At 37.0% G+C, this 23,080-nt stretch carries 11 protein-coding genes and 2 rRNA genes; 1 reads left to right on the forward strand and 12 read right to left on the reverse strand.

Features of this window, described 5'->3' with window-relative positions; genetic code table 11:
• Positions 1 to 563 precede the first annotated feature (563 nt).
• The 5 genes from AC2UOP_RS06970 to AC2UOP_RS06990 form a co-directional block, all read right to left on the reverse strand.
• Complete coding sequence (locus AC2UOP_RS06970) at positions 564 to 11,813, reverse strand: InlB B-repeat-containing protein (protein ID WP_484833127.1); 11,250 nt, start codon at positions 11,811 to 11,813, stop codon at positions 564 to 566.
• An 878-nt stretch (positions 11,814 to 12,691) separates the two neighbouring features.
• Positions 12,692 to 13,360 (reverse strand): P-II family nitrogen regulator, encoded by a 669-nt coding sequence (locus AC2UOP_RS06975; RefSeq protein ID WP_106018394.1) that lies wholly within the window; start codon positions 13,358 to 13,360, stop codon positions 12,692 to 12,694.
• Positions 13,353 to 14,825, reverse strand: a complete 1,473-nt coding sequence (locus tag AC2UOP_RS06980) for a DUF1538 domain-containing protein (RefSeq protein ID WP_484833128.1) — start codon at positions 14,823 to 14,825, stop codon at positions 13,353 to 13,355. Before AC2UOP_RS06980 ends, AC2UOP_RS06975 begins: the two co-directional genes overlap by 8 nt.
• Before the next feature lie 91 nt (positions 14,826 to 14,916).
• Positions 14,917 to 15,645 carry a TIGR03915 family putative DNA repair protein gene (locus tag AC2UOP_RS06985; RefSeq protein ID WP_484833129.1) on the reverse strand — a complete coding sequence of 243 codons (729 nt, stop codon included), beginning with the start codon at positions 15,643 to 15,645 and terminating at the stop codon, positions 14,917 to 14,919.
• On the reverse strand, positions 15,623 to 16,825 hold the full coding sequence (locus tag AC2UOP_RS06990; RefSeq protein ID WP_484833135.1) for a putative DNA modification/repair radical SAM protein: 1,203 nt from the start codon (positions 16,823 to 16,825) through the stop codon (positions 15,623 to 15,625). The genes AC2UOP_RS06985 and AC2UOP_RS06990 overlap by 23 nt, the downstream gene beginning before the upstream one ends.
• Between AC2UOP_RS06990 and AC2UOP_RS06995 the strand changes: the two genes are divergently transcribed.
• The gene (locus tag AC2UOP_RS06995; RefSeq protein WP_484833136.1) at positions 16,728 to 17,012 is read left to right on the forward strand and encodes a hypothetical protein; all 285 of its coding nucleotides are present in this window, start codon (positions 16,728 to 16,730) and stop codon (positions 17,010 to 17,012) included. The two genes, AC2UOP_RS06990 and AC2UOP_RS06995, sit on opposite strands and share 98 nt — an antisense overlap.
• Here the strand turns inward: AC2UOP_RS06995 and arsB are convergent.
• The 7 genes from arsB to AC2UOP_RS07030 form a co-directional block, all read right to left on the reverse strand.
• The gene (gene arsB / locus AC2UOP_RS07000) at positions 16,989 to 18,035 is read right to left on the reverse strand and encodes an ACR3 family arsenite efflux transporter (RefSeq protein ID WP_484833130.1); all 1,047 of its coding nucleotides are present in this window, start codon (positions 18,033 to 18,035) and stop codon (positions 16,989 to 16,991) included. The genes AC2UOP_RS06995 and arsB overlap by 24 nt on opposite strands.
• 129 nt (positions 18,036 to 18,164) lie before the next feature.
• On the reverse strand, positions 18,165 to 18,488 hold the full coding sequence (locus tag AC2UOP_RS07005) for an ArsR/SmtB family transcription factor (RefSeq protein WP_484833131.1): 324 nt from the start codon (positions 18,486 to 18,488) through the stop codon (positions 18,165 to 18,167).
• 335 nt (positions 18,489 to 18,823) lie between these two features.
• The gene (gene abc-f, locus AC2UOP_RS07010) at positions 18,824 to 20,422 is read right to left on the reverse strand and encodes a ribosomal protection-like ABC-F family protein (RefSeq protein WP_484833132.1); all 1,599 of its coding nucleotides are present in this window, start codon (positions 20,420 to 20,422) and stop codon (positions 18,824 to 18,826) included.
• 172 nt (positions 20,423 to 20,594) lie between these two features.
• Complete coding sequence (locus AC2UOP_RS07015) at positions 20,595 to 21,344, reverse strand: YfjL-like protein (RefSeq protein ID WP_484833133.1); 750 nt, start codon at positions 21,342 to 21,344, stop codon at positions 20,595 to 20,597.
• Between the two features lie 103 nt (positions 21,345 to 21,447).
• Positions 21,448 to 22,155 carry a stalk domain-containing protein gene (locus AC2UOP_RS07020; RefSeq protein ID WP_484833134.1) on the reverse strand — a complete coding sequence of 236 codons (708 nt, stop codon included), beginning with the start codon at positions 22,153 to 22,155 and terminating at the stop codon, positions 21,448 to 21,450.
• Positions 22,156 to 22,791: 636 nt separating this feature from the next.
• Positions 22,792 to 22,908, reverse strand: a 5S ribosomal RNA gene (gene rrf / locus AC2UOP_RS07025).
• A gap of 33 nt (positions 22,909 to 22,941) precedes the next feature.
• Positions 22,942 to 23,080, reverse strand: a 23S ribosomal RNA gene (locus AC2UOP_RS07030); the annotation flags it as partial.

The raw sequence follows: 23,080 nt of genomic DNA on the forward strand, positions 1-23,080 counted from the left end.
TTCCTCCCTTATTTGATTTTATATTGCAATTGACAGATTACAATTATATTATATCAAATAGGGAGGTTTTTTGTTTGTTTATCACCGCTAAAGCTAAACTGAACCCCCAGTCTAACTGGGGGTTTTCTAATACAAAAAGACGCATATCTTAATGATATACGTCTTTCTATTTTTCTATTTGCCCGTCGCTATGCCAATTTCTTAGATAAAATGCGATTCACACGAAATGGCACTTCGAGGCAAGCTTGGCCGTAAGTTTAATCAAATTGACGTTCACTTCGTTCCGTCTCTTTGTAAACTCTGGGATAAGGCACACATAGCCAATCGAACATCGCTAACACTCGTTCTCTTGGTGCATGGACTTAACTGCACAAGCGAGTACTCGAGCATTGCCGAGAAACGAATGAGCGCAAGGGCGCATTTGAAGAACCTCACCCATCATCAAAGCTAAAGCTTTGGATTGGTCCCGAGAACCTTGGTGCTTCGCACGATCAAGAAATCAAATGCGTTATAAAAAAGAGACCGATTAAGGTCTCTTTCTATTTTGATATTATATTGTTTAATTATCTAATAACATTGTATTGGAATTTCTTTTGTTGAATTCTTAAATAATCAGTAACGATATTAAATGTAAGATTATCCATCACAACAGTATTCGCCTTATAATATCTATTATCTGTAAGCAATGTGTTGCTTGCGCATAGTATGTCTTCATATAGAGGCATGCTTGGATTGATATCCTTGTAAGTTAATAGTGTGTTTACGCTTCTCTTTAGATATACCTTATCAAGCACTCTTCTGAAGGCTCTATTAGATACATAGGCAACTTCTTGTCTTGTGATAGGCTTGTCAGCATCAAACTTCGCTGTACCATCTTGGTAAACGCCTAGCCAGCCAGCTTCATAAGCCGCTTCGACTTCAGCTGTTGCCCAGTGACCATTTCTTAGCATCATAGTATTGCCACTTGCCTCTTTAATGTCTTGGAACCTTCTAAGTGTTGCAACCCACTCAGCTCTAGTGATCTTACCTTCTGGTTTGAAAGTACCATCGCTATATCCTTGGAATACACCCGCTTGAGTTACGACTCTGATTGCGTCTGTGTACCAAACGTTTCCAACGTCACTGTAGCTTAGAGCGTAGTTTGCATCGTATCTGTAGCCGTCAGCCTTTAGAGCGTTGGCTAAGATTTGTGCCGCTTCGCATCTTCTTAAGCCATCGTATGGTCTGAACTTGCCGTTAAAGCCTTGCATGTATCTGATTTCTTTTTGCATTTCATCATTTTCGCCAACTTTGACAATCTTTTCAACAATCTTTTCTTTTTCGACAATTTTGTCTCTGTAGATAACTTCTGGATAAGATGGTTTATCGTCTGGCTTAACTACTCTATTTGCTCTTGCTCTTACAACTATGTCACTTTCACCTATAGTAATAGTATCGTCATCCCAGTTTGCAAAGCCGTAGCCTTGTGCTAGTTCATAGCTTGGTTTTTGAAACGCTTTAAGAGTTAATCCCTTATTTGGATTACCCTTAACCTTCGCATATTTCTTTACATAATATGCCTTTGGCTCTGTTAATCTTATTCCTGCATCTGCTTCGAATGTAACTTTTATGAAGCCCTCCGGTCTCTTTATAGGGTTATTTGGATTGTCTAAATCAGTCGGATTAAATGGAATTACATCTTCAGGTTCATATTCTATGTCACCTACTGATTTAACTACTGTTATAGGTACTTCTACGGTAACAGTATTACCATTTTCTGGATAAGTTACTTTTACCTTTGCTGTTGTTAAACCTAATTTACTTACATCTGGCTCTGTAACATATTCAAATGTTGTTCCTTTTGGTAAATTATCTTTGTTTGTTGGATTGTTTTCATCATATACGTTCTTTATTAAATCCTTAGCTTCAGGTTTTACACCTACTGGAGTTATTACACCCGTCTTAGCAATAGGTGGTAAATCTGATGTTTTAGTGTATCTAGCCTCGATGTCTGTATCTTGAGTAAATCTTCCCTGAATACTTCTATTAGGCCAAGAACCAAAGACACCTCTTGTAGATGTCCAAGTATTAAATACATAAGCGTACTTATTGCCATTAATTGTTTCTACTTTGCCTGTTGGTTCAAAGTAAGGTATAGTGACAGGCCTTGTAGAATTTACAAAGTAAATTTTATCGGTATTTTCTTTTGCCTTTTCTGTTGGCTTTAGAGTTACTATTACATAACCCTTTGGTTTTTTTGTTTTTTCATCTGTTTTTTCGATTGCATCTTTTAATGGTGCAAAAGTATAAGTCAGAGTTGTATTCTCATTTATTGTGATTGTTCTTTTGATTACTTTGTCTTCAGTACTCCATTCGCCACCTTCATGAGTATAGCCTATATCGGCGTTTTCCTCTTTGATTATTGCCTCAGAAAATTTTTCGTCATATAGATTAATTTTTGTACCAGGCTTTACATAATAAAGAGTAGGTTCTTCTAAAGTACCGTTTTCGCCTACAAATTTAACTGTCACGTAGCCATCTGGTCTGTCCAAGCCCTCAATATTCTTTTCTGAAATAATATCATCAAGTTTTTCATAATTTGCTGTAATTGTTACAGGGCTGTCTATTAATTGTGCTTTTACTTTTAAAGATCTGTTCCAAGGATTGTTTATATCTTGTTTCCAACCAATGTTTGGTTTAACTGCAGGTGCAGGAACGTTTACATCTTTATCCGGTTTTATCCAGTACTCAGTTTGACCTTGTAATGAACCGTGTTTGCCTTCTTTGAATTCAACTTTTACATAGCCATATACTTCTTTAGTAGAAATGTTTTCTGGCTCGTTATAAAGAGCTGTGATTGTAGTTCCGTCTTTATATTTAATTTCTTGATCAATAGATACGTCCCATCTAGCAAATTTGTATCCTGCCTTAGTATTTACTTCTGGCTTATAATTTGTTAATTTAACTGCCTTATTTGGATTTACAAATAAAACTTTTTTAGTAATAATAGTAGAACCTATTACTCCTTTTCCTTTATCAACAGTATCAAAAGTAACTGTGATGTAGCCATCTGGTTTTTCTGAATCATTATCAGCTGTTTTAACTATAACATCAGGAAGTACAGTGTACTTTGCTTTAACTACAATATCTTCCGATCCTTTTATTGGTGTATTGTCAGCCTTATCCCAGCCATTTGCTTTATATCCAGTATCTGGTGTTACTGTTGGTTTTGTTATTTGACCAATAGTCTTAGCTGGATCTGCCTTTGGATTTACATAGTAAACAGTTTTACCTGTTATATCTTTTCCGTTTTGTCCCTTATCAAAAGTAACTGTAATATAGCCACCTGGTTTAGCATTTGGATTTCCATCATCTTTTTTTGATGGGATGATGTCCTCAAGCTTTTTAAAGTTTCCTTTAACTGTTAAGTCACCTGCATACTTCTTAGCTTTAGTCGTATCTTTATCCCACTGTTCAAATTCATAGCCTGTATCAGCTTGAGTTTTTGGTTGAGGTATTGTTACATCTCTATTTGGATCTACATAGTAAACAGTAGTTTCACCAACAATTTGACCGCCTGTAGAAGGATCTATTACAAAGGTAACTTTTACATAACCAGCTGGTTTTTCTGAATCGTCAGTCTTTGTCTTTGGAATAACATCATTAAGTCCATTAAAGGATCCAGTGATTGTTGCACCATCTTTATAAACTGTTGGAATATTAGTATCCTTATCCCATCCGCCAAATTTAAATCCTGTACTAGCCTCTGTTTTTGGTGGAGTTATAGTTACATATTCATTAGGATTTACATAGAATTTTGCAACGCCAGTAATTGAGCCTTTAGTTTTGTCATCATCTTTAATAATAAAAGTAACTTCCTTATAACCATCTGGCTTTTTATTGACTTGATTATTATTATCTTTTTCTGGAATAACGTTGCCAAGCTTAGTAGCTTTTGCTTTTACAACTAGGTCTGTTGTGATTGTATCTGTATCTGCTTTATCCCACTCTTTAAATACATAACCTGTATTAGGATCATAAGTTGGTTTAGTTAATTTAGCAAGTTTTATACCAGCATCTTTCTTTACATAGTAAGCCTTATGCTCTGTTAATGTTAATCCATTATCTGCTTCAAAAGTAACTCTTACATAGCTTTTATCTGGTCTTTCTGTAGGCTCTTTTGGATCATAGTAAATGATGTCTTCATCTTTAGTCCACTGAGCTGTGGCTGTAGTATTTTCTGTTAATTCTACTTCTTCGGCAACTTGATAAGTTTTTTTGCCTATCTTCCAGCCAGCGAACTTAGCGTCAGCCTTGCTTAAGCCAGTTGCTGGTGCAAGTCTTACTTTTGTGCCGTTATCAACTATAACTGGTATTGGAAGAGTTCCTGTTCCTTCTCCTGCGCTATAAGTTAAAGTGACTTTGCCTTTATTAAATCTAGCCACATATTCTAAGTCAGTCTTAATTGGATTTGTTTTGTCAATGTCTTCATACCACTTATCATTTGCATAATTTGTATCTGGTTTAGTCTTAGGCACTGCAATCTGTTTAGCTTTATCCTTTACTGCATCAACAATCATTACTCCTGCATCAGGATTTACAAAGTAAGTTATTACATCTTTATCGCCTTCAAGCTTACCGTTATCATCTGCTCTAAAGGTAACTGTTACATAGCCTTCTGGTTTTGCATTTGTATTACCAGACCCATCTTTTTCCGGAATAATATTTTCTGCATCATCATATTGCGCAGTTATCTCATAAACTGTAGCACCTTGTGGTAAATCAGCTGGTAAAGTAACTTTTAATAGTTTATTCCATCCTGTAAATTTATGACCAGACTTAGGTGTAACAATAGGAGCTGGTATAGTTACTTCCTTATTTGGTATTACCCAAAGATCTATATCTCCTTGTAGTGTTCCCTTTGCTGTGTCTGTTTTAAATTCTACTTTTACATAACCATCTTTATATGTCTTGCTAATATCGTCATCGCTATTATACTGAGCTGTGATTGTTCTTGGACTACTATATATTGTAGGTAAAGTTAAATCTACATCCCAGCCAGAAAATTCATAACTAACTTGTGTTGTAACTTTTGCTTCAACTTTTGGTTCAAATCCCTTTAATGCCACTGCTGTGTTTGGTCTAACATAAACAACTTTTTTTGTAGGGTCAGTAGCTTTATCTGTTGGGTCAAAAGTAACTTCGATATAACCATTAGGTATATCGTTTGGCGTTACTCCATCGTCTTTAAATTTTGGAATAACATTGTCAAAGTCTGTGTATTGTGCAGTAACTGTAATATCATTATTTATAGGTGTCGTATCGCCCATATCCCAGCTGCTAAATGCATGACCAGTATCTGCTATAACAGTAGGCTTTGTAGTAATGTTAGCTAATGTTTTATTAACAGTAGGATTAACGTAGAAGACAGTTTCTCCACTTATAGAACTTCCGTGGTCGCCCTTATCAAAGGTAACTGTTACATAACCTTCTGGTTTTGCATTTTTATTACCATTATTATCCTTTGATGGAATAATATCGTCAAGCTTTTTGAAATTACCTTTAACTGTTGTGTTTTCAGTATATTTCGTAGCTGTTGTAGTAGTATCTTGATCCCACTTGTCAAATTCATAGCCTATATTAGCCTTTGTTGTAGGAGGGTTAAGTGTCACTGCTCTATTTGGATCTACATAGTATTCTTTTATTTGACCAGTGACAATATCTCCACCAACGCCATCAATAGTAAATTCAACTTTTACATAACCAGGTTTTAACACGGGTGATACAGCATCTAACTCATTAAAGCTTGCTGTAATAGTTGTCACTGGGTCTTTATATTCTGTTGGTATTTTAGCATCCTTATCCCAAGCACCAAATTCATATCCTGTATTAGGCTTTGGCTCTGGAGGGTTTAGTGGCACGTACTCATTTGGTTTAACAAAATATTTTATTACACCTTCAAGATTACCCTTAGTTTTATCATCATTATTAATTACGAATTCTACTTCTAGATAACCCTTTGGTTTATCATGATTACCATCATCCGGTATAAATGAATCAAGTTTTTCAGCATTTGCTTTAACTGTTATATCTTTATCGCCAATTTCTTCATCTGCTGGCGTCCACTCTGTAAATTTATATCCAGTTTTTGCCTTAACTTTTGGATATCCATAATTTATTTCGTCTTCTTTAAGGTCAGATAATTTTACTCCTGCATTTTTCTTTACATAGTAGTATTTTACCTCACTTAATGTCAAGCCTTCATCTGCATCGAATTTAACTCTTACATAGCCATCTGGTCTTTTTTCAGGCTCTTCCGGATCATATTTGATTATATTATCCGCTTGCTTATAATTTGCAGTAATATTTGTTACTGTTTCTGTAAACTGAGCTTTAATTGTATCAGTCCATGGACCAAGGCCTTTATCGTCTGTCCACTTTTCGAACATATAAGCTATTCGTTGTGGATTTGTTCCTGATGGATCAATAGTTTTTCCATTAGGTTTAGCAACTGGTATAGTCACTTCTTTTGTTGGATTAACCCAGAATGTTTGTGTTTGTGCTTCGCCATTTTTTAGGTCGGCTTTAATAGTTTTCTCAACAATAACTTTTACAAAGTCGCCTGGAACATCTGGTTTATCTGGACCTATTTGTTCTTTTACATCGTCTGAGAAGTTTGGTGTAATTACTGTATTTTCAGTAAACTTATGACGTTTAGTAAAGTCAAATTTGCCACTAGTTTCATTTTGATTAGCTTTATCTGCAGTCCACTTCATAAAGCCAGTTCCTTTTGCCTCGTCAGACTGAATTTCTACTTCCTTTATATTAACCCAAGCATTTTTATTAACATAGTAAATCTTATTATCTTTATTTTTTAAGTTACCAGTAGGTGCAACTGTTACTTTAGCATAATCGCCAGTTACTTTTACTAAATCGCCACCAGGTGCTGTAGTTGCATCCTTTAAAACTTTTGGCATATCGCCGTTTGTAAGTGCTTCATAAACGTTTTTGTAAACTTTTACTGGGATATCAAGCTCTTTAACATCTTTTTCATCTTTGAATTTAACATAAGCTTTGATATTTACAGTACGAACTAGTTCCTTAGTATCTGTATTACCAAGTTCCTTTACCTTTTCATAAATAATCTTGTTTATCTCTTCATCGCTCTTTGCTTCTACAGTCTTTACTGAATTATTTTCTTTTAATGTGCCTTCGATATAAACTGTAGCATCGTCTGGTAAAGATTTTTCTTGGCCTTTAACTCTCCAGATAATTTGCTTCTTTAATTCTTCTATAGTCGGAGCAAATTTATTGGACCAAGGTTCAGTGCCAGTATGCTTATAAGCTTCTGTTCTAATCATCGGCTTAGGTGCAACGTCTGACCAATCAAAGATGGCTGTGAATGTATAGTTTTGTTCGATGACTGTATCTTTATTTAGTAATTGAGACTTGTCCCACTTAATAAAGTTCTTGCCGTTATCTGCTGCAATGTAGAATTTGCCTTCTTCTTTTTGCTTTTCCGATCCGTCTAGATTAAGTTCTCCGTCTACCCACACCTTTGGTGTGATTGCATCTAGATTGTCTGATCTAAGTCCCTTGATTACATCGTAGTAAAGCTCTGTTACCTTTTTACCGTCTTTGTCTACGAAAGTGCCGCCTTTGTTTTTGTCGTCTATCTTGTATGTTATTCTAACATAGCCATCTGGTATTGGGTCATCTTTTTTACTTTCTATAACTCTTATGTCTTGGTAGAAGAAATAGATTTCATCCATACCAGTACCGTTGATGCCTAAAAGTCTGTTGCTTTCTTCTTCAACATCAAAGAAAAGCTGTTGTTGTGGCTTGCTTACAAGCTTCCAGCCAGGGATGTGTCTAAAGTTTCTAGCATCAAAGTCGCGGTTACCGTTAGTAACTGTTTCTTTGTCAATTATCGCGTATTTATTAGTAAGTGTTTCTAGATTTTCTTTAGGCTTAATTTTCTTTAATTCTTCTAATCTATCTTCTTTTTTCTTCTTTATATCTTCAAGTTTTTGCTTTTCATTCGCGTCCCTAGTTCTTTTGATTTGTATTTCAAGTTTAGGAATTTCTTTATTTAATGCATCCATCTCGAAGATGGTTTCTATCTTGTCCTTAGCTCTTGCATCCACATAGTTAACTTTGTACTCTCTTTGCCTAAATGGTCTGTAGTAGTAGTGGAATACATTGTATTTCGCCTCAGGATTATCAATTAGTTTAGTTTCTTCTGAATTTTCTTTTTTAACTTCAATTTTTTCTGGCTTAACAACTATCTGTTGATAGTATGAGTTTACCCTTGGATTGTTTGGATCAAATCTAGTGTAGTCACTATAAGTCATTGAACCGTCTATCTCTGTTATGTTCTTTTCTGCTAGTATGTCCCACTCGTCCTTAGGTACTAGTATCCTAGTATCATCTTGACGGCTACCAACAGCTCCAACGTATGAGCCAACTCTTCTGTTTTTAAGAATTTGTCTATACATAGACTTTTCTTTATAGTCTTTATCTAGATAGTGATGGTATGCGACGATATTAATAAGGTCGTTTTTGTTCCAGATAGCTCTTAGATAAAGGTCGCTTACTACATCGTTGTCAAAAGCATAAAGTTCTGGTACTTTATATTTATCACGGTATGAAGTATCTATGACAGGCTCGCCATTTTCTATTATAAGCTTGCCATCATTATCTTTTTCAAATCTAACAAGCTCCCAGCCCATAAACTCGTATCCTTCACGAGTAGGTATCTCTGGTGGAACAAGTTTTTGTCTTTGAACAACAGTAAATATCTTCTTGCCACCAACTGTTGGTGCTATCTCTTTTCCGTTTTCGTCCTTATAGCCTGCCTTAGGGTAAGTCACTTCTTTTTCTAGTCCGATGTCACCCTCTTTAATTGTCTTTTCTTCTCTAGTAATAGTTTTTGGCTTTAAATCTGGCATCTTGCCTTGGTTCGGATCAAAGGTTATCTTCCACTTGTAGTCAGGCTCGCCCCATTTAGCATATAGGTTGACTGGATGAGAAGGCATTGTTTCGCCCTTGCTCTCCCAAACTAACTTAGCTCCTGCTGGGTCTAGTGCCCAGCCCTTGAATTCCATTTGAGGTGAAAGGCCCTTAGGTCTTCTTACTTTGTATGTTGTATAATCTTTTTCAACGCCTGTTTCTTTGTCTTTAATCTTAATTGTTTCTGTAGCAAATTTACTTGGATCATCCTTATCTCTTTGCAATAGATCAGATAGACCTAATTTAAATAAATAATTTGGTTTATCCAAAAAGTTATCTGGATCCTCTTTGAAGTACTCTTTTTTATCTCTTGCTAAGTCATTTTCAACCAAATCAGGGCTTAAAACCTTTAGTGGGAATTGGTAGAATGTGTCTAATTTGTTTGTGTCATTAAAATCAGTATCATCTTTAGTGATGGATGGGTCGTAGTTAAATCTTAGTGGATACTTATTACGTTTGTATTTAAAGCGAAGGTAGCCGTTTTCTGTAAATGGTTTAACTATAGGATTACCTTCTTCATCAGTCAATGGATCGCCAAATTCGTCGGCGTTGCTAAAGAAGGCTGGTATAAATCTTAGCTCACCTACATGCGAGTTAAACCCATAGATGTCATAGTAAGCCTTGCCATTACCTGGATATGGAGTGATTTCCTCACGATCGTCGTTTATAGTATCAATGTCATCCTCGCTAACACGGCCATTCTCTTGATTATCCTCTACTATGAATGGGTCATAAGCCTTAAAGCCTTGAACTTCCGGATACCTATGAGTATATTTGGGGTCAGCTGTATCCGCCTTAGTCCTAACAAGGTCGTAGGCGATGATTGTTTCGCCGTCCTTAAAGCCGTCCATCCAAAAGTCCATGTGGTGAGGGATAGATGGTTTATCCTGTTTTATACCAAAGGATAGGGTTGTAAAGTCTTTAGCTTTTATAGTGCCTCCAGCTCCATTGTCTATCTTATTCGCATAGCCGCCCTTGTCATTGTAGCAATCCATGTCAAGGAACTCCTTAGCATTAAGTCTATATGGAGGGGTATCAAGGTGAACTGGCCAATACGGAGTACTATAGTTTGGTCCCCAGCCAAAGCTTTGGTAGCCTTCTGTGAAGCCCTTGGTTTGCTTAGCATCATTTGGCCACTTATACATCATCTCATTGAATCTCGCCTTGTAGTGGTATGGCTTGCCAGGTCCACCTAATTTTACCAACTCATTCTTTACTTGATCACGGCCATAAATTTCAGGATAGAAAGTGTTTTTATTAGGCTGTGCATTAGACTTAGTAAAGTATAGGTCGTAAACTTGTCTGTCGTAGTAAATGTTGTAGACTGTACTGCCGTCTGACATAACCTTCTTTATCTGTCTTTCAGCGTTAGGGTTGTTAGGATCTATCGGCTCAAAGTTTAAATCGTCTGTTAGATCTTTATTGTAAACGAAGAACTTATCTAGTAGTTTGTTTCTTCTTTTGTTAAATGTTTCGCCATTCCAAATCTTTTCTAGACGTGTCTTGTCAAGGTCTGGGAAGTTTAATCCTGGTAAAGTTATTCTATTACCATCTACTGTGTACTTTACTGGTCCAGGTTTCTCAGCATCAAGCTTTGGACGTGAGCCTGTGTCTTGGTCTTTATATACACGGGTACCAATGTAGTCGTATTTATTTAAAAGGGGTGCATTGTCAGCATGGTCGGCCTTTTCTACCCAAAACTGTATTGCGTAGTTAGCTTTTGGCTCATCTTTCCAAACTGCTGTAAAGATAAGTTTCTCTGCCGGTCTTTTGTTGTTTCCTAGGCGTAAGGCAGGAACAAGTAAATCTGCATTAAGATCTTTTATAGGATTTCCTAAGTCATCTTTTATAATTTCGCCTTTTTTATATTCTTTTCCGCCCTTTGTTTTTATATCATGAGATGCCTTCCAGCCTTGAAATATGCCTCCCTTTTTCTCAGGTATTTCGCTAGGTTCTAGTTTAGGAACCACTTGTTTAAAGTATACTCTACGAGCGGGGATCATGGTGCCACCGTCAGTATTGTATACAAGGTCATAAGAAGCACGATTGTAGCGGAACTCAACCTCAAAGTTTTTAGGATTTTCAGGAACTTGAGTTCTTATATCGTTGCTTTCAGGAACATAACCCTCGATTTCATAGTCCGATAGTGGCTGAATCTTTAAGCTAGTACCAGTAAGACCTGTTTGTGTTGTCTCACGGAAGTAGCCAGGATCGTCGCCAGGCTTTTCTTTATATTTTTCTGGATGTTCAAAGTCTTGAAAAACATGCTTTACCAAGACAGTGCTTTCAGTCGGCTTGTATATAGCTTCGAAAGGACCTTTCTTTTCAATACCTAGGTCCGGATCTTCTATCTTCTTGCCTTTCAAAGCTCTTTCCTTAACGAACTTATAGTCTACTATAGTTTTTTTAGTTGCACTAGTGTATCCGTCAAATACAGGAAATTTCAATTCTTTATTGACCTTTGCCTTTTCCTCATCACTTGCAGCATCCCCAACAGTCGCAATGTATGGCTGATAGCTGATGACATAATCATCGCCACGCTCAACCTTAAAGTCAGCACGAACTGTATAGCGCATAGGCTGCTTAGGATTTTTAGCAAAATCTTCTGATTTTTCGCCCTCCCCTGGCTTCGCCGCAACTAAAGGAAGCTTATCAACTTTGTTGATATAGTCCTCCCTACGTAAAATATTGTCATTATACTTAATACTATAATTATCATCACTTACGCTTTGCGCCAATAAATTAGCAGGCACAGCAGTAAGAAGCATCATTATAGCTAGTAAGAATGTCAACTGTCTTTTAAAATTAAATTTGCCTCTCATAACTTTTTCCCCCTTAGTATATTTGTTTATATGTCTCGATTATATTCATAAACAATCACCCTTATTATACCACATAATTATGCGTTTTGTACAGTTTAATTTAATTAAGTGAATTAAATTGCAAAAATTTAACACAATCTTAACATAAACTTTACAAAAATGCATTTTTTGCACAATTATACTTCTCTTCTTCTTATATATATATATTAAAATTATATATATATATTAAAAAAATGGTTTTAAATTGAAATATATTTAGTGAAATATTTTTAATAAATGTTTTGAGAATAGTTTTGAAAATATTTGAGAATAGTTTTGATATTGTTTTTAATAATATTCTTGATAATATTTTTGCTTAAAATTATTTATATACAAAAAAAAGATAAGGCCTAGTGACCTTATCTTTTTTATATATATAGTTTGCCTTAAAATGTAAAATATTTAGTTTGTAATTTTGTATTAAGAATAAATTTCATATCGATTTAATCAAAAACTCAAACCGCTCATATCCATACAGATTTTGCAATTTTGTATTAAGAGTAAATTTCATAATCTACTACGAAGGGCAAATTGAAGAACCCCGTCCATAAATGGACGTGAACCTTTACGCTACGCCGGAAAATTTGTCTAAAAGATCAAACTACCAGCCGCCATACAGATTTTGCGGAAAAAACGAGTTCAAGGGCTCGTTTTGGCGCAAAATCCTAATTTTGCAGAGCGATTTGATGAACAAAATGAATAAACATCGCACACAGATTTTGCGGAGAGAATTGATGGATAAGGCGAAGTGCAGTTTTTTGACAAGCGGAGTGTACAAATAGTACTCGAGCATTGTCAACAAAACGAACGAGCCTTAGGCGCAATTCTAACGCAAAATCCTAATTTTTGACCAAACCATAGGTTTGGTTAACATTTGTAATAAAAATTATCCCCTTTCCTTGCTCCTCAATCCCAGTCTCTTTCCTTATCGAATCAACTATATCCTTTGTCATTTTTTCTTCTGATATAATCAAAACTATTTCTTTTTCGGGCTCGATGAACATGTTAAAGACTTTGCGCGCCTCTTCACTGCCCGAACCTCTTGCGTTTACTATAGTTCCGCCTCGTGAGCCTGCCTTTTGTGCGGCCTCGATGACGTCCTCTGCGTTTCCTTTTTCAACTATTGTATAGATGGCGTTGTACATTGTTTCACCTCTTTTAATATTTTCACTTCCATTACCATTGTCATTATCTTCTGTGCCAAAGACGTTGAATGCGCTCTCGATGTAGGCGATTCCGTGGTTTGGCTTATTTAATTCCAATTTTTCTACTAAATAATCAGCTAGATCCTCGATTTCCTCAGTTTTTCCGAAGAGCAAGAGAACTGCTTTTTTCTTATCGTTTAGACCTAGGTAGTCGAATAATGTCCTAGATGCTGTGCCTATGCCGAGCATGGCAACTGAGGCTGTAACGCCCTTCTCATCCGCTAAATGCAAGACTTTGCTCGCCTTATTCTGCTCAACTATTACGACTAGCATCTCTAAGTGACGAGACTTTAAATTACGCATTCTTCACTCCCCCCTTATTTTTCACATAGAATAGACCAAGTATTTGCAAGGCTATAAGCGGTGTCATCGCTACCATGGCGATGGTACCGAAACCGTCTATAAGCAAATCCGCTGTTGGTGTTGATGCCGCAATGCCTTGTGCGTAGGCAAGTATAAATGTTGCTGTCATTGGTCCTGAGGCAACTCCGCCTGAGTCAAAGGCGATGCCGACGAATAGATTTGGCACTTTTTTCATTATAATAAATGAGATGATGTATCCTGGTAGCAGAACGTGCCAAAGCTGCATCCCTGGGACTAATATCTTAAGAATCGACAAGGCAACCGCGATGCCGACACCTATTGACAAGGTCATGAGTACGACTGATTTTTTGATTGAGCCTGCCGTAACGGCTTCGATTTGATTTGTAAGTACGTGAACTGCCGGCTCGGCAAGTATAGTTAGTACGCCCATCAGAAAGGCGATTGCGACTATGAATGTCTTGCTGTGCTCTGTTGCCAGAACGTGACCGATGTAGCGGCCGACGTCCATAAACCCGCTGTTTACACCAACTAGGAAGATTACAAGTCCTACGAAGGTTAAAATGCAGCCGGTTGCGACTCTTGCGTTTGCTCTTTTTGAATTATGAAAGAAGAGTATATTGCAGATCACATATATCAATATTATTGGTAATAGTGCGATGATTATCTCTTTTGCGACTATCGGCGCCTCATGGATGAATCGTGATAAAATGCCAGCTTCGGCTGCCCCGGCTATGTCTGGCGCGTCACCGAATTTTGGATTTGATATCATGCCTAAGATAAGTGCACCGATGATGGCGCCTGCGGATGCGATGCCAACTAGACCAAAGGAGTCTTCTTCTGATTTTTGGCTGTCTTTGTTAATGGCGGAGGCACCTGCGGATAAAGCTAGTAAGAATGGTACAGTAAGTGCCCCAGTTGTTGCTCCCGATGCATCAAAGGATACTGCTAGGAAGAACTGGTCTGCAAGTATGCCAAGTACTAGTATTACGCCATAAGTTATTAGCAAGAATGTCTTTAATGAAAATACTTTTACTATACGTATCATGCCAAGCGATATCAGTGCTGAGACACCCATTGACACAAGTATAACTAGGCTTGATTTGGATACAACGCCTAGAGTTACGTCACCAACTTGATCTGCCAAGATGTGTAAATCCGGCTCAGCTATGGAAATGACAAAGCCAAGTACAAGTCCCATGACTGCTATGACCCAAAGTTTGCCGCTTCTAACGGCTGCGTGACCGAAACTGTCGCCCATAGGCGTGATGCCAAGGTCAACGCCGATTAAAAATATCGTTAGACCCAAAAGTATGAAAAGTGCTCCGAGTAAAAAGCGTATGAAGACGTCTGCTTCAAGCGGAACTACTGTAAAATTCAGTACTACAACGAGTAGCGAGATTGGCAAAACGGTCGCTAGAACCTCTTTAAATTTCTCTTTTATCAAAATCTCACTCCTTTTTACTCAAATTTGTTTATTTCTTTAGATAGATAAAATCATTAATTATATTATAGTTGAAAAAACTCCAAATTACAAGCTATTTTTCAACTAAGTAGCGCCAGTAACGCTTTGGCATGTTTGAAATCATCAGCTTTTCGTTACGTCTCTCATCTATGCGGGTGGCTTTGTAAAAATCATTCCAAGCCTCTTCGAAAAATTGTTCTCTCTCGCTAATTGTGTAGTCAAGCTCCTTTAGCTCTAAAAATTCTACTTTTCCGTCCATGTGCATGGCTGCCGTTCCTCGCTTCACATCAGCGATTACGAAGTTTATGGTAGGAAATCTTTTCACAAAATGTGGCACAATTAGTGTCAATATATCATTTTTCGGTGCAAACTCAGCGAGCATCACGCCGCCATCTACTTCCTTGAAACGCAAAAGACCTTTATACGAATGATTTTCTGATAAAACATTTCTACGAATGCGGCGAAATTCGCTCGCAGCCTTCTCTGAGGAGAAGATGTAGCCGTAACCACGCTCAAAAACGCCTTTTATGACTCTGATTAAAATATCTTCCTTATTAGTGTCACAGGACAAAAAAACTGCGATTAGCTCTCTCATGAAACGCTTCGGAAATTTGTCCTCAAGCGCTTTGAGTACGCGAGTGGCCTTTACCATATCCGTGGTGATAAATATCTTCGTGTCAAATAAATTGCTTTGCGCCTCGGGCATAAATTTGGCGCGTTCTATGTCCTCATATAAATCAAAGATGACAGTCATGAGTCCATCGAAAGACCTATCATAATCAAAATAACGATAGCTGTTCATTTAGATTCACCTTATCCATAAGTTTTATGCGAAGATTGTCACGTGTGTCAATTTTGCCGCCCCTATATACCCCGCCTACTGTGATGAAGTATTTGGCACGCTTTAAGGAGATGTGCATGTTCTCTAGGGCGTCATACGACAGCTTGGCAAAGCGCCTTGCGTTGATAATACGGCGGCAAGTCGTCGGCCCAAAGCCAGGCACGCGAAGAAGCTCCTCGTAGCTCGCCTTGTTGACCTCGATCGGGAAGAGCTCAATGTGATTTATCGCCCAAAACGCCTTGGGATCAAGGTCCAGGTCGAGCATGGGACTTGTGCGCGAAACGATTTCAGAGGGCTTAAATTTGTAGAAGCGCATCAGCCAGTCCGCTTGGTAGATGCGGTGCTCCCTAAGTAGTGGAGCGGCTTTGATGCCCGTCGTGTACTTCGATTTCACGACCGGAACGAAGGCCGAATAATACACGCGCTTCATGTTAAAACCCTTGTAAAGTAGCGATGCCTTCGTGATTATGGTCTCGTCACTTTCATTCGCGGCGCCTATGATCATCTGCGTGGTTTGACCAGCCGGGGCAATGAGTGGAGCGCTCTTGTACTTGCGCCTGTCCTCTTTGTTCTCGGCTATTGCCATTTTAATATTGTTCATGGGCTTCATGATGCCCTCAGTTGTTTTTTGCGGAGCGAGCATTTTAAGTGACTTTTCAGTCGGAAGCTCAATATTAACAGATACCCTATCGATCAGGGACGATAGTTTTGTGACTAGCTCTTTTGACGCGCCCGGTATAACCTTCATATGTATATAACCATTGAAATGGTAGGTGTTACGAAGAAGTTCAGCTGTTCTGATAAGCTGCTCCATGGTGTAGTCGGGGCTCTTGATGACTGCGCTTGAAAGGAATAGACCCTCGATGTAGTTACGGATGTAAAAGTTCATAGTGAGCTCAGCGACCTCTTCGGGCGTGAAGGAAGCGCGCGCTACATCGTTCGAAGCGCGATTAATGCAGTACTCGCAGTCATAGATGCAAACGTTGGTAAATAGGATTTTTAAAAGAGATATGCAGCGGCCGTCCTCAGACCAGCTGTGACAGATGCCGGATGAAGCAGCATTACCAATGCCTCCAGAGTTTTTGCGTGAAGAATTAGACGAAGAGCATGAGGCATCGTACTTCGCCGAGTCAGATAAAATTTTGAGTTTCGCCTTTAAATCCATAGTATCACCTGAGTATATTGTACCACTAAATGACGATTTTGGCAAGATATGGGCAGGAATAGGGGAAGAAAAAAGCTTATCCAGTACAGATAAGCTAATTTCATTTCAAATAAATCTTATATTTTATCCCAATATATCTTTATATATTAGCCTTAGCTTTTGACTTATTAGCTATTTTAACTAGTGAGAGCATGACAGGTACTTCGGTAAGCACTCCTACAGTAGTAGCTAGCGCAGCTCCACTTTTTGTTCCAAACAAAGCTATCGAAACTGCTAGGGCAAGTTCAAAAAAGTTTGATGCACCTATCATGCCAGCAGGGCAGGCAATATCAAAAGGTAGTTTTAGTATTTTACTTGCTCCAAATGCAAGGAAAAATATTAAATAAGTTTGTATTATAAGTGGCGCTGCTATCAATATGATGTGAAGTGGATTATTGATGATTACCTCTGCCTGAGAGCTAAATATTAGTACAAGAGTTAACAATAGGCCGATGCTTGTTGCATTGTCAAATTTGTGTAGAAAATTATTTTCTAAATACTCTTTTCCTTTCTTTTTAGTAACAACTACTCTAGTAAGTACACCTGCAACTAGTGGCACTACTACAAATAGAAAGATACTTATAAACAATGTGCTGTATGGAACAACTACATTTGAAACGCCCAGTAAAAATTTTACTATCGGCACAAAAGCTAACAAGATGATAAGGTCGTTTGTTGCTACTTGTACAACGGTATATGCTGGGTTACCATCAGTTAGAGTGCTCCAAACAAAAACCATGGCAGTGCAAGGCGCTGCTCCAAGAAGCACCGTACCAGCCAAATACTCTGTTGCTAGCTGCGGAGTAATAAATGAATTAAAGATTACAAACATAAATACGTAAGCCAAGGCAAACATTGTAAATGGCTTGATTAGCCAATTTGTTATCCATGTTATAAATAGTCCTTTAGGATTTTTGCCTACTTCTTTTATACTTTGAAAGTCTACCTTTATCATCATTGGATATATCATAACCCAAATCAAAATAGCTATCGGAACAGAAATACCTGCGATAGATAGTTTATTCAGTAGCTGTGGAATTGCAGGGATGAATTTACCAAGCAAAGTTCCAAAAACCATGCATATCAATACCCATATCGATAAATTCTTTTGAAATGATCCTATTGCTTTATTATTTGCTTTTTTCATATTGTCTCCTTTAGATTTAATTATTTAAAAATTTAAAAATTATTTTAGTGCATTTCGCCATATCAGATGCGTATGGGTGCCGTGCTAGGCGCTTATTAGCTTAATATATTCAAAATTTATATAAATATATTAGTAATCAAGCTTCTCCTCGCTGTGGCAGATGCAATCAGGCTTGTCGCCAAAAATATACTCAAGCTGCTCAAGGAAGTGCTCAAGCACCTTTTTGTTTAGCGTGTAGTAAGTGTTCTTGCCCTGGCGGCGGCTTGTGACAAGCTTTGCCTCCTCAAGCTTTTTCATATCACTCGACAAAGTCGGCTGAGTGATGTCAAACTTTTCAAGAATCTCACAGGCACAAAGCTCACCGCAAGATAGCATGTCAACAATCTTTAGCCTCTTTTGATCCGATATCGCCTTAAGCTTTTTAGAAACAGCTTCATAAATATTTTCACACATATCCTTCACTCCTTTCTTATCTCTAAATCAATACTAACATACATATAGAAAAAAGTCAATATGTTTTTGCAAAATATATAGAATTTTTTCTATATATTCGTTCTAAAGAGGAGAATTTACACACGCATTAAATTTCTTTATATTGATTGGGTTTATTATAGATATTATTTATGGCCTAAGTAATAGAAAAAGCGTGGGACTACCACGCTCATATTTCGTATTATTTGTTTAAAATCTTATTGCCCTTGTCATAAATTGGTGAAAATCCTAAGCAAAATCAATGTCTGTAGCATCTGATTACGATAGAAGTCTAGAGGCTTGCTGGTCCATAAGCTTTAATTATTATCTCTGTGTTTCAAAAGTCTCTCGTACTCTGCTTCTAATTCTTCTCTTTCTTCTTTTGAAATCTCACTTGCCAAACGATTATTAATGGCAGTTAATCTAAATTCTATAAGAAAATCGTTAGAATTTTTATTTTCTTTCAACTCTTCTCTACGATGTTGATACTGAGCTAGGTTGCCCGAAAAACTCTCTATCTTTTTGTTCTTAATGATAATAAGTCCATCCGCTATGTTATTTACAAACGAGACATCGTGGGTCACAAACAGTAGCGGTCTATCATATCCTATCAACAATTCTTCTAAGGCTTCAATTGCTCTAATATCTAGGAAGTTCGTTGGTTCATCCATAATTAAAAAATTAAAATCAGATGTGACAAGCTTTGCTAGCTTTACCTTTGCTCTTTCCCCATCGCTTAGAACGTCTACCATCTTAAAGACTTCGTCTTCTTTGAATCCTAACCTAGCCAAAATAATTCTAGTCATCGTTTGATCATAGATTGAGCTTTCAAAAACATTTTCTAATACTGTTTTCTTTTCATCAATAATTTCACCCAACTGACTATAATAGCCAATTTTAAGATTAGGATGACACCATACTTCTTTGTCTACAATCATATTTAAAATAGTTGTTTTTCCTGAACCGTTATCTCCTAATAAAGCTATCTTTTTCTTATTTGGGATTTCAAAATTAGCATTATCGAAAAGAACTTTATCATCAAAGCTTTTACTTAATTTTTCAGCTCTTACTAGTACTTTGGAAAATATTTTATCCTTTTCATCAATAGTTAATTTAATTTCGGCTTCTTCTTTTGGCTTTTCTTTAACTTCAAGCTGATCTATTCTTGATTTAATGGATTTAACTTGCTTATCTAGTTTTTTCTTATTGCCTTGTCCACCCATTTTATGGAGTCTAGCTTCTGAATTGCCCATTCTTTTGGGAGTTGTTCTCACTTTTAACGTTTGAGCTTTTATGTCATTTACTATGCCTGTCAATCTTTTCTTTTCATTAACATAGCCTTCGTATTCTTTCTGAGCGAATTTCTTCCTCTTAACTCTTTCATCCAGGTAGAAAGTATAGTCACCATTAAATACTTCTAGTTCTCCATGTGATAATTCAAAAATCTTATCACATGTTTGGTTTATAAAATCACGGTCGTGGGAAATAAGAATATAACCTTTATCTCTATTTCTTAGACTTTCTGCTAAGTTTTTCTTCTGTTTTATATCTAAATGAGATGTTGGTTCATCAATCAATAAAAAACTTTGTTCATTCGATAAGAGTTTCGCTAGCTTCAGTCTTTGGTATTCACCAGGACTAAATTTTTCCTCTTTATTAAGTTTAGCTTTAAGATAGTTATCATGTGAAAATTTTTCTTCTTCATAGTCATTTAAAAGATGGGCTATTTTAATTTGTACATCAATTTTCCCACTGTAGTCTGTATCTTGGCCTATTAGAATTTTAAAGAAACTTGTTTTACCAGCTCCATTATCACCGATTAAAGCAATTTTATTATCTTCTCCAATGGTCAAATTTTTTATTTCAAATAACGTTCTTGTGTTAATTTCTTTTTTTAGATTATCTATATATATCATAAATCCTCCTTATTTTTTGAGAGGACTTAACCTCTCGTATTATTTAAAAGAAAATTTATTAATTGTCATCTGTCTATACCTCCAAATTCTTTGAAATTTATATTTTTATTTTATCAAATACTTTCATAATTTTAAAATATTATTCATTATTTAGGGAATAAAATCATTCGTATTATTTGTTTAAAATTTTATTGCCCTTGTCATAAATTCTCTTCAGCTCGTCTAAGTCCCCATCCACAATCACTTTCTCTGGCACGTCACCCGCGCTGATAGCGTTCGCCCAAGATTCTGCCCTGCCCTCTTCAGCCTTATCAGCGTTAGGAACTACAAGGCCTGAATAAGTGGACACGGCTATATTTCTTTCCTTAAGAGCCTCGTAGACTTTTTTAAGTCCATTCATTAAATCATCTAAACTTGGTTTTTCTGCATAAGCCTTAAAACCTGCTGTAATCTTGCTTGGCAAATTATCTGCATCGAAGTCTTGATCAAGTGTGAGATATGCTTTATAATCAAAGTCATCATCTGGTCTTAGCCAAATTACAAAATCAAGTCCGCTGTCCTTAGCTACCTCATCTGCTAAGTCGTCTAAAAAGCCCATGTATCTGCGGAAAGTGTTGAAAAGCCTATCATCAAAAGTGTCGCGCTTCATCTCGCCAAAGCTATCGAACTCAAGTGTAAACTTTGTATCAATGCTATTCTTGTCCCAGAGCCTTACGACGTAGGTCCCGTCCTTAAAATTGTAATAGGCGCGCTCACGCACAAGGTCAAGGTCTGTGTGATGTGTTTCTAAATATTTATCCGCCGCCTTATCCGCCATAATTTTGCTAATGGGATTGCCATAGAATGATAGTACTATAAACAAAGCGATGGCTAAAAGTATTGCAAGTGCTGTATATAATATTATTTTCATGGTCTTAGTCATATACATAAGCCTCCTTTAGTGAATTATATCACAAAATGGATTTTTACGCAAAAAAGCCGCATACAAATATACGCTGCTATGATTATATTTATGATTATATTTATTATTTTACAAATGTATCAGCAAAACCAGTGTATGTTGTGCTGTATAGACCGTCTGTCCATTCAAACTTAATTTCAAGAAGTCTAACGCCTGTAACGTTTAGGTTAACGTTTACTGGTAATTGACCGCCAACTACATCAAATGATTGAATAAGTTTGCCATCGCCAATAAAGTCTACCTTTACAGTAAGTCCTTCTTGGTCAGCGCCTAGTAGACCTGTTAAGTTAGTGTACTTGCCTTCTAGGTTAAAATTAGCATGTCCCTTTTTATAAGTGTAAGAGTTAAAAAGAATACCGTTGTTATATTCTTTTCCACCTAAAGAGAACTTTGTCTTATATTCATCTTTAGCTATAACTTCAGCCTTTTCTGTGCTAAATGGTTTCATAATCTCAGTTAATGGCTTATTTACTTCACCCATGTCAACTGTGCCATCGCCTAAGAAAGCTGTCTTAGTGTTTTGATCCCACTTAACTTCTTTGCCAACTGCTTCGGCAACTGCACGTAGAGGTAGATATGTTGTGCCATTATAAATGAATGGCTCGATTTGATTACCCTTTGTGTCTTTGCCAAATTGAACTTCTTTTCCATCAACAACTACTTTGATGTTGTCATAAGTAACTGTGATGTTAACCTTTCTTGCTGCAAATACTACTGTTGAGAACACTAGCATTAAAACAAGAGCTAAAATAAATTTATTTTTTCTTTTCATAAAAAAATCCTCCCTATTTTTATTAAGAATATATCTTAATATAAGTATAACTTATGGGGAGGAATTTTGCAAGACTAAGTTGAATAATATTTTTTTACACAATGTATCTATAAAAAATGTTGAAGAACTTAGGACTATAAGTCCTAAAACCTTTACGCTATGATGCATGAGACGCAGTGAAGCTTTTCGGCAAACGGAATGTAATAAACGTACATGAGTATTGCCAACAACAAATAAGTATCTATATAAAATTACTACGAAGGATACTTTTGCAGAGCAATGAAGAACCTTGTCCTAACGGACAAGAACCTTTACGCTATGATGAGATTGGCGTTGTGCAGAATTTTTTGGAGTGGCCGTAAGTTTAATCAAATCGACGTTCACTTCGTTCCGTCTCTTTGTAAGCTCTGGCATAAGGCATGCATAGCCAATCGAACTTCGTTTCACTCGTTCTCTTGGTGCATGGACTTAACGTGTGCTAGTGGCACTCCGCAGCGACGAAAAATTCTAAACTAGCCAAGATTGCTCGTGCGAAGCACCAAGGTTCTCGGGACCCACTCTATGCGAAGCATAGTAAGTGGGTGAGGTTCTTCATTGAATGCAAAAGAAAAGCAGTTCAAATGAACTGCTTTTTTTAAGTGGCGGCTACCTATTATCCCAGGTCGTCTCCAACCAAGTACCTTCAGCGTTAAGAGCCTTAACTTCCGTGTTCGGTATGGTTACGGGTGTTTCCCTCTTGCTATTGCTGCCACATTTCTTAATAACCATAATGCTTAATAAGCGTCTTTGATCAAGTTTTCGACATATTAGTACAGTTAGGCTCAAAGTATTACTACTCTTACACTTACTGCCTATCTACCTTGTGGTCTTCAAGGTGTCTTACTTAAAGGAAATCTTATCTTAAGGGGGGCTTCGTGCTTAGATG

It is taken from the genome of Fenollaria sp. (genome assembly GCF_057222035.1).

Excerpts from the sequence above, each read along its gene's own strand:
- abc-f (WP_484833132.1), bottom strand. The coding sequence starts at position 20,422 with ATGATATATATAGATAATCTAAAAAAAGAAATTAACACAAGAACGTTA.
- AC2UOP_RS07020 (WP_484833134.1), bottom strand. The coding sequence starts at position 22,155 with ATGAAAAGAAAAAATAAATTTATTTTAGCTCTTGTTTTAATGCTAGTG.
- AC2UOP_RS06995 (WP_484833136.1), top strand. The coding sequence starts at position 16,728 with ATGCCGGATGAAGCAGCATTACCAATGCCTCCAGAGTTTTTGCGTGAA.
- AC2UOP_RS07005 (WP_484833131.1), bottom strand. The coding sequence starts at position 18,488 with ATGTGTGAAAATATTTATGAAGCTGTTTCTAAAAAGCTTAAGGCGATA.
- AC2UOP_RS06985 (WP_484833129.1), bottom strand. The coding sequence starts at position 15,645 with ATGAACAGCTATCGTTATTTTGATTATGATAGGTCTTTCGATGGACTC.
- AC2UOP_RS07015 (WP_484833133.1), bottom strand. The coding sequence starts at position 21,344 with ATGACTAAGACCATGAAAATAATATTATATACAGCACTTGCAATACTT.
- arsB (WP_484833130.1), bottom strand. The coding sequence starts at position 18,035 with ATGAAAAAAGCAAATAATAAAGCAATAGGATCATTTCAAAAGAATTTA.
- AC2UOP_RS06975 (WP_106018394.1), bottom strand. The coding sequence starts at position 13,360 with ATGCGTAATTTAAAGTCTCGTCACTTAGAGATGCTAGTCGTAATAGTT.
- AC2UOP_RS06970 (WP_484833127.1), bottom strand. The coding sequence starts at position 11,813 with ATGAGAGGCAAATTTAATTTTAAAAGACAGTTGACATTCTTACTAGCT.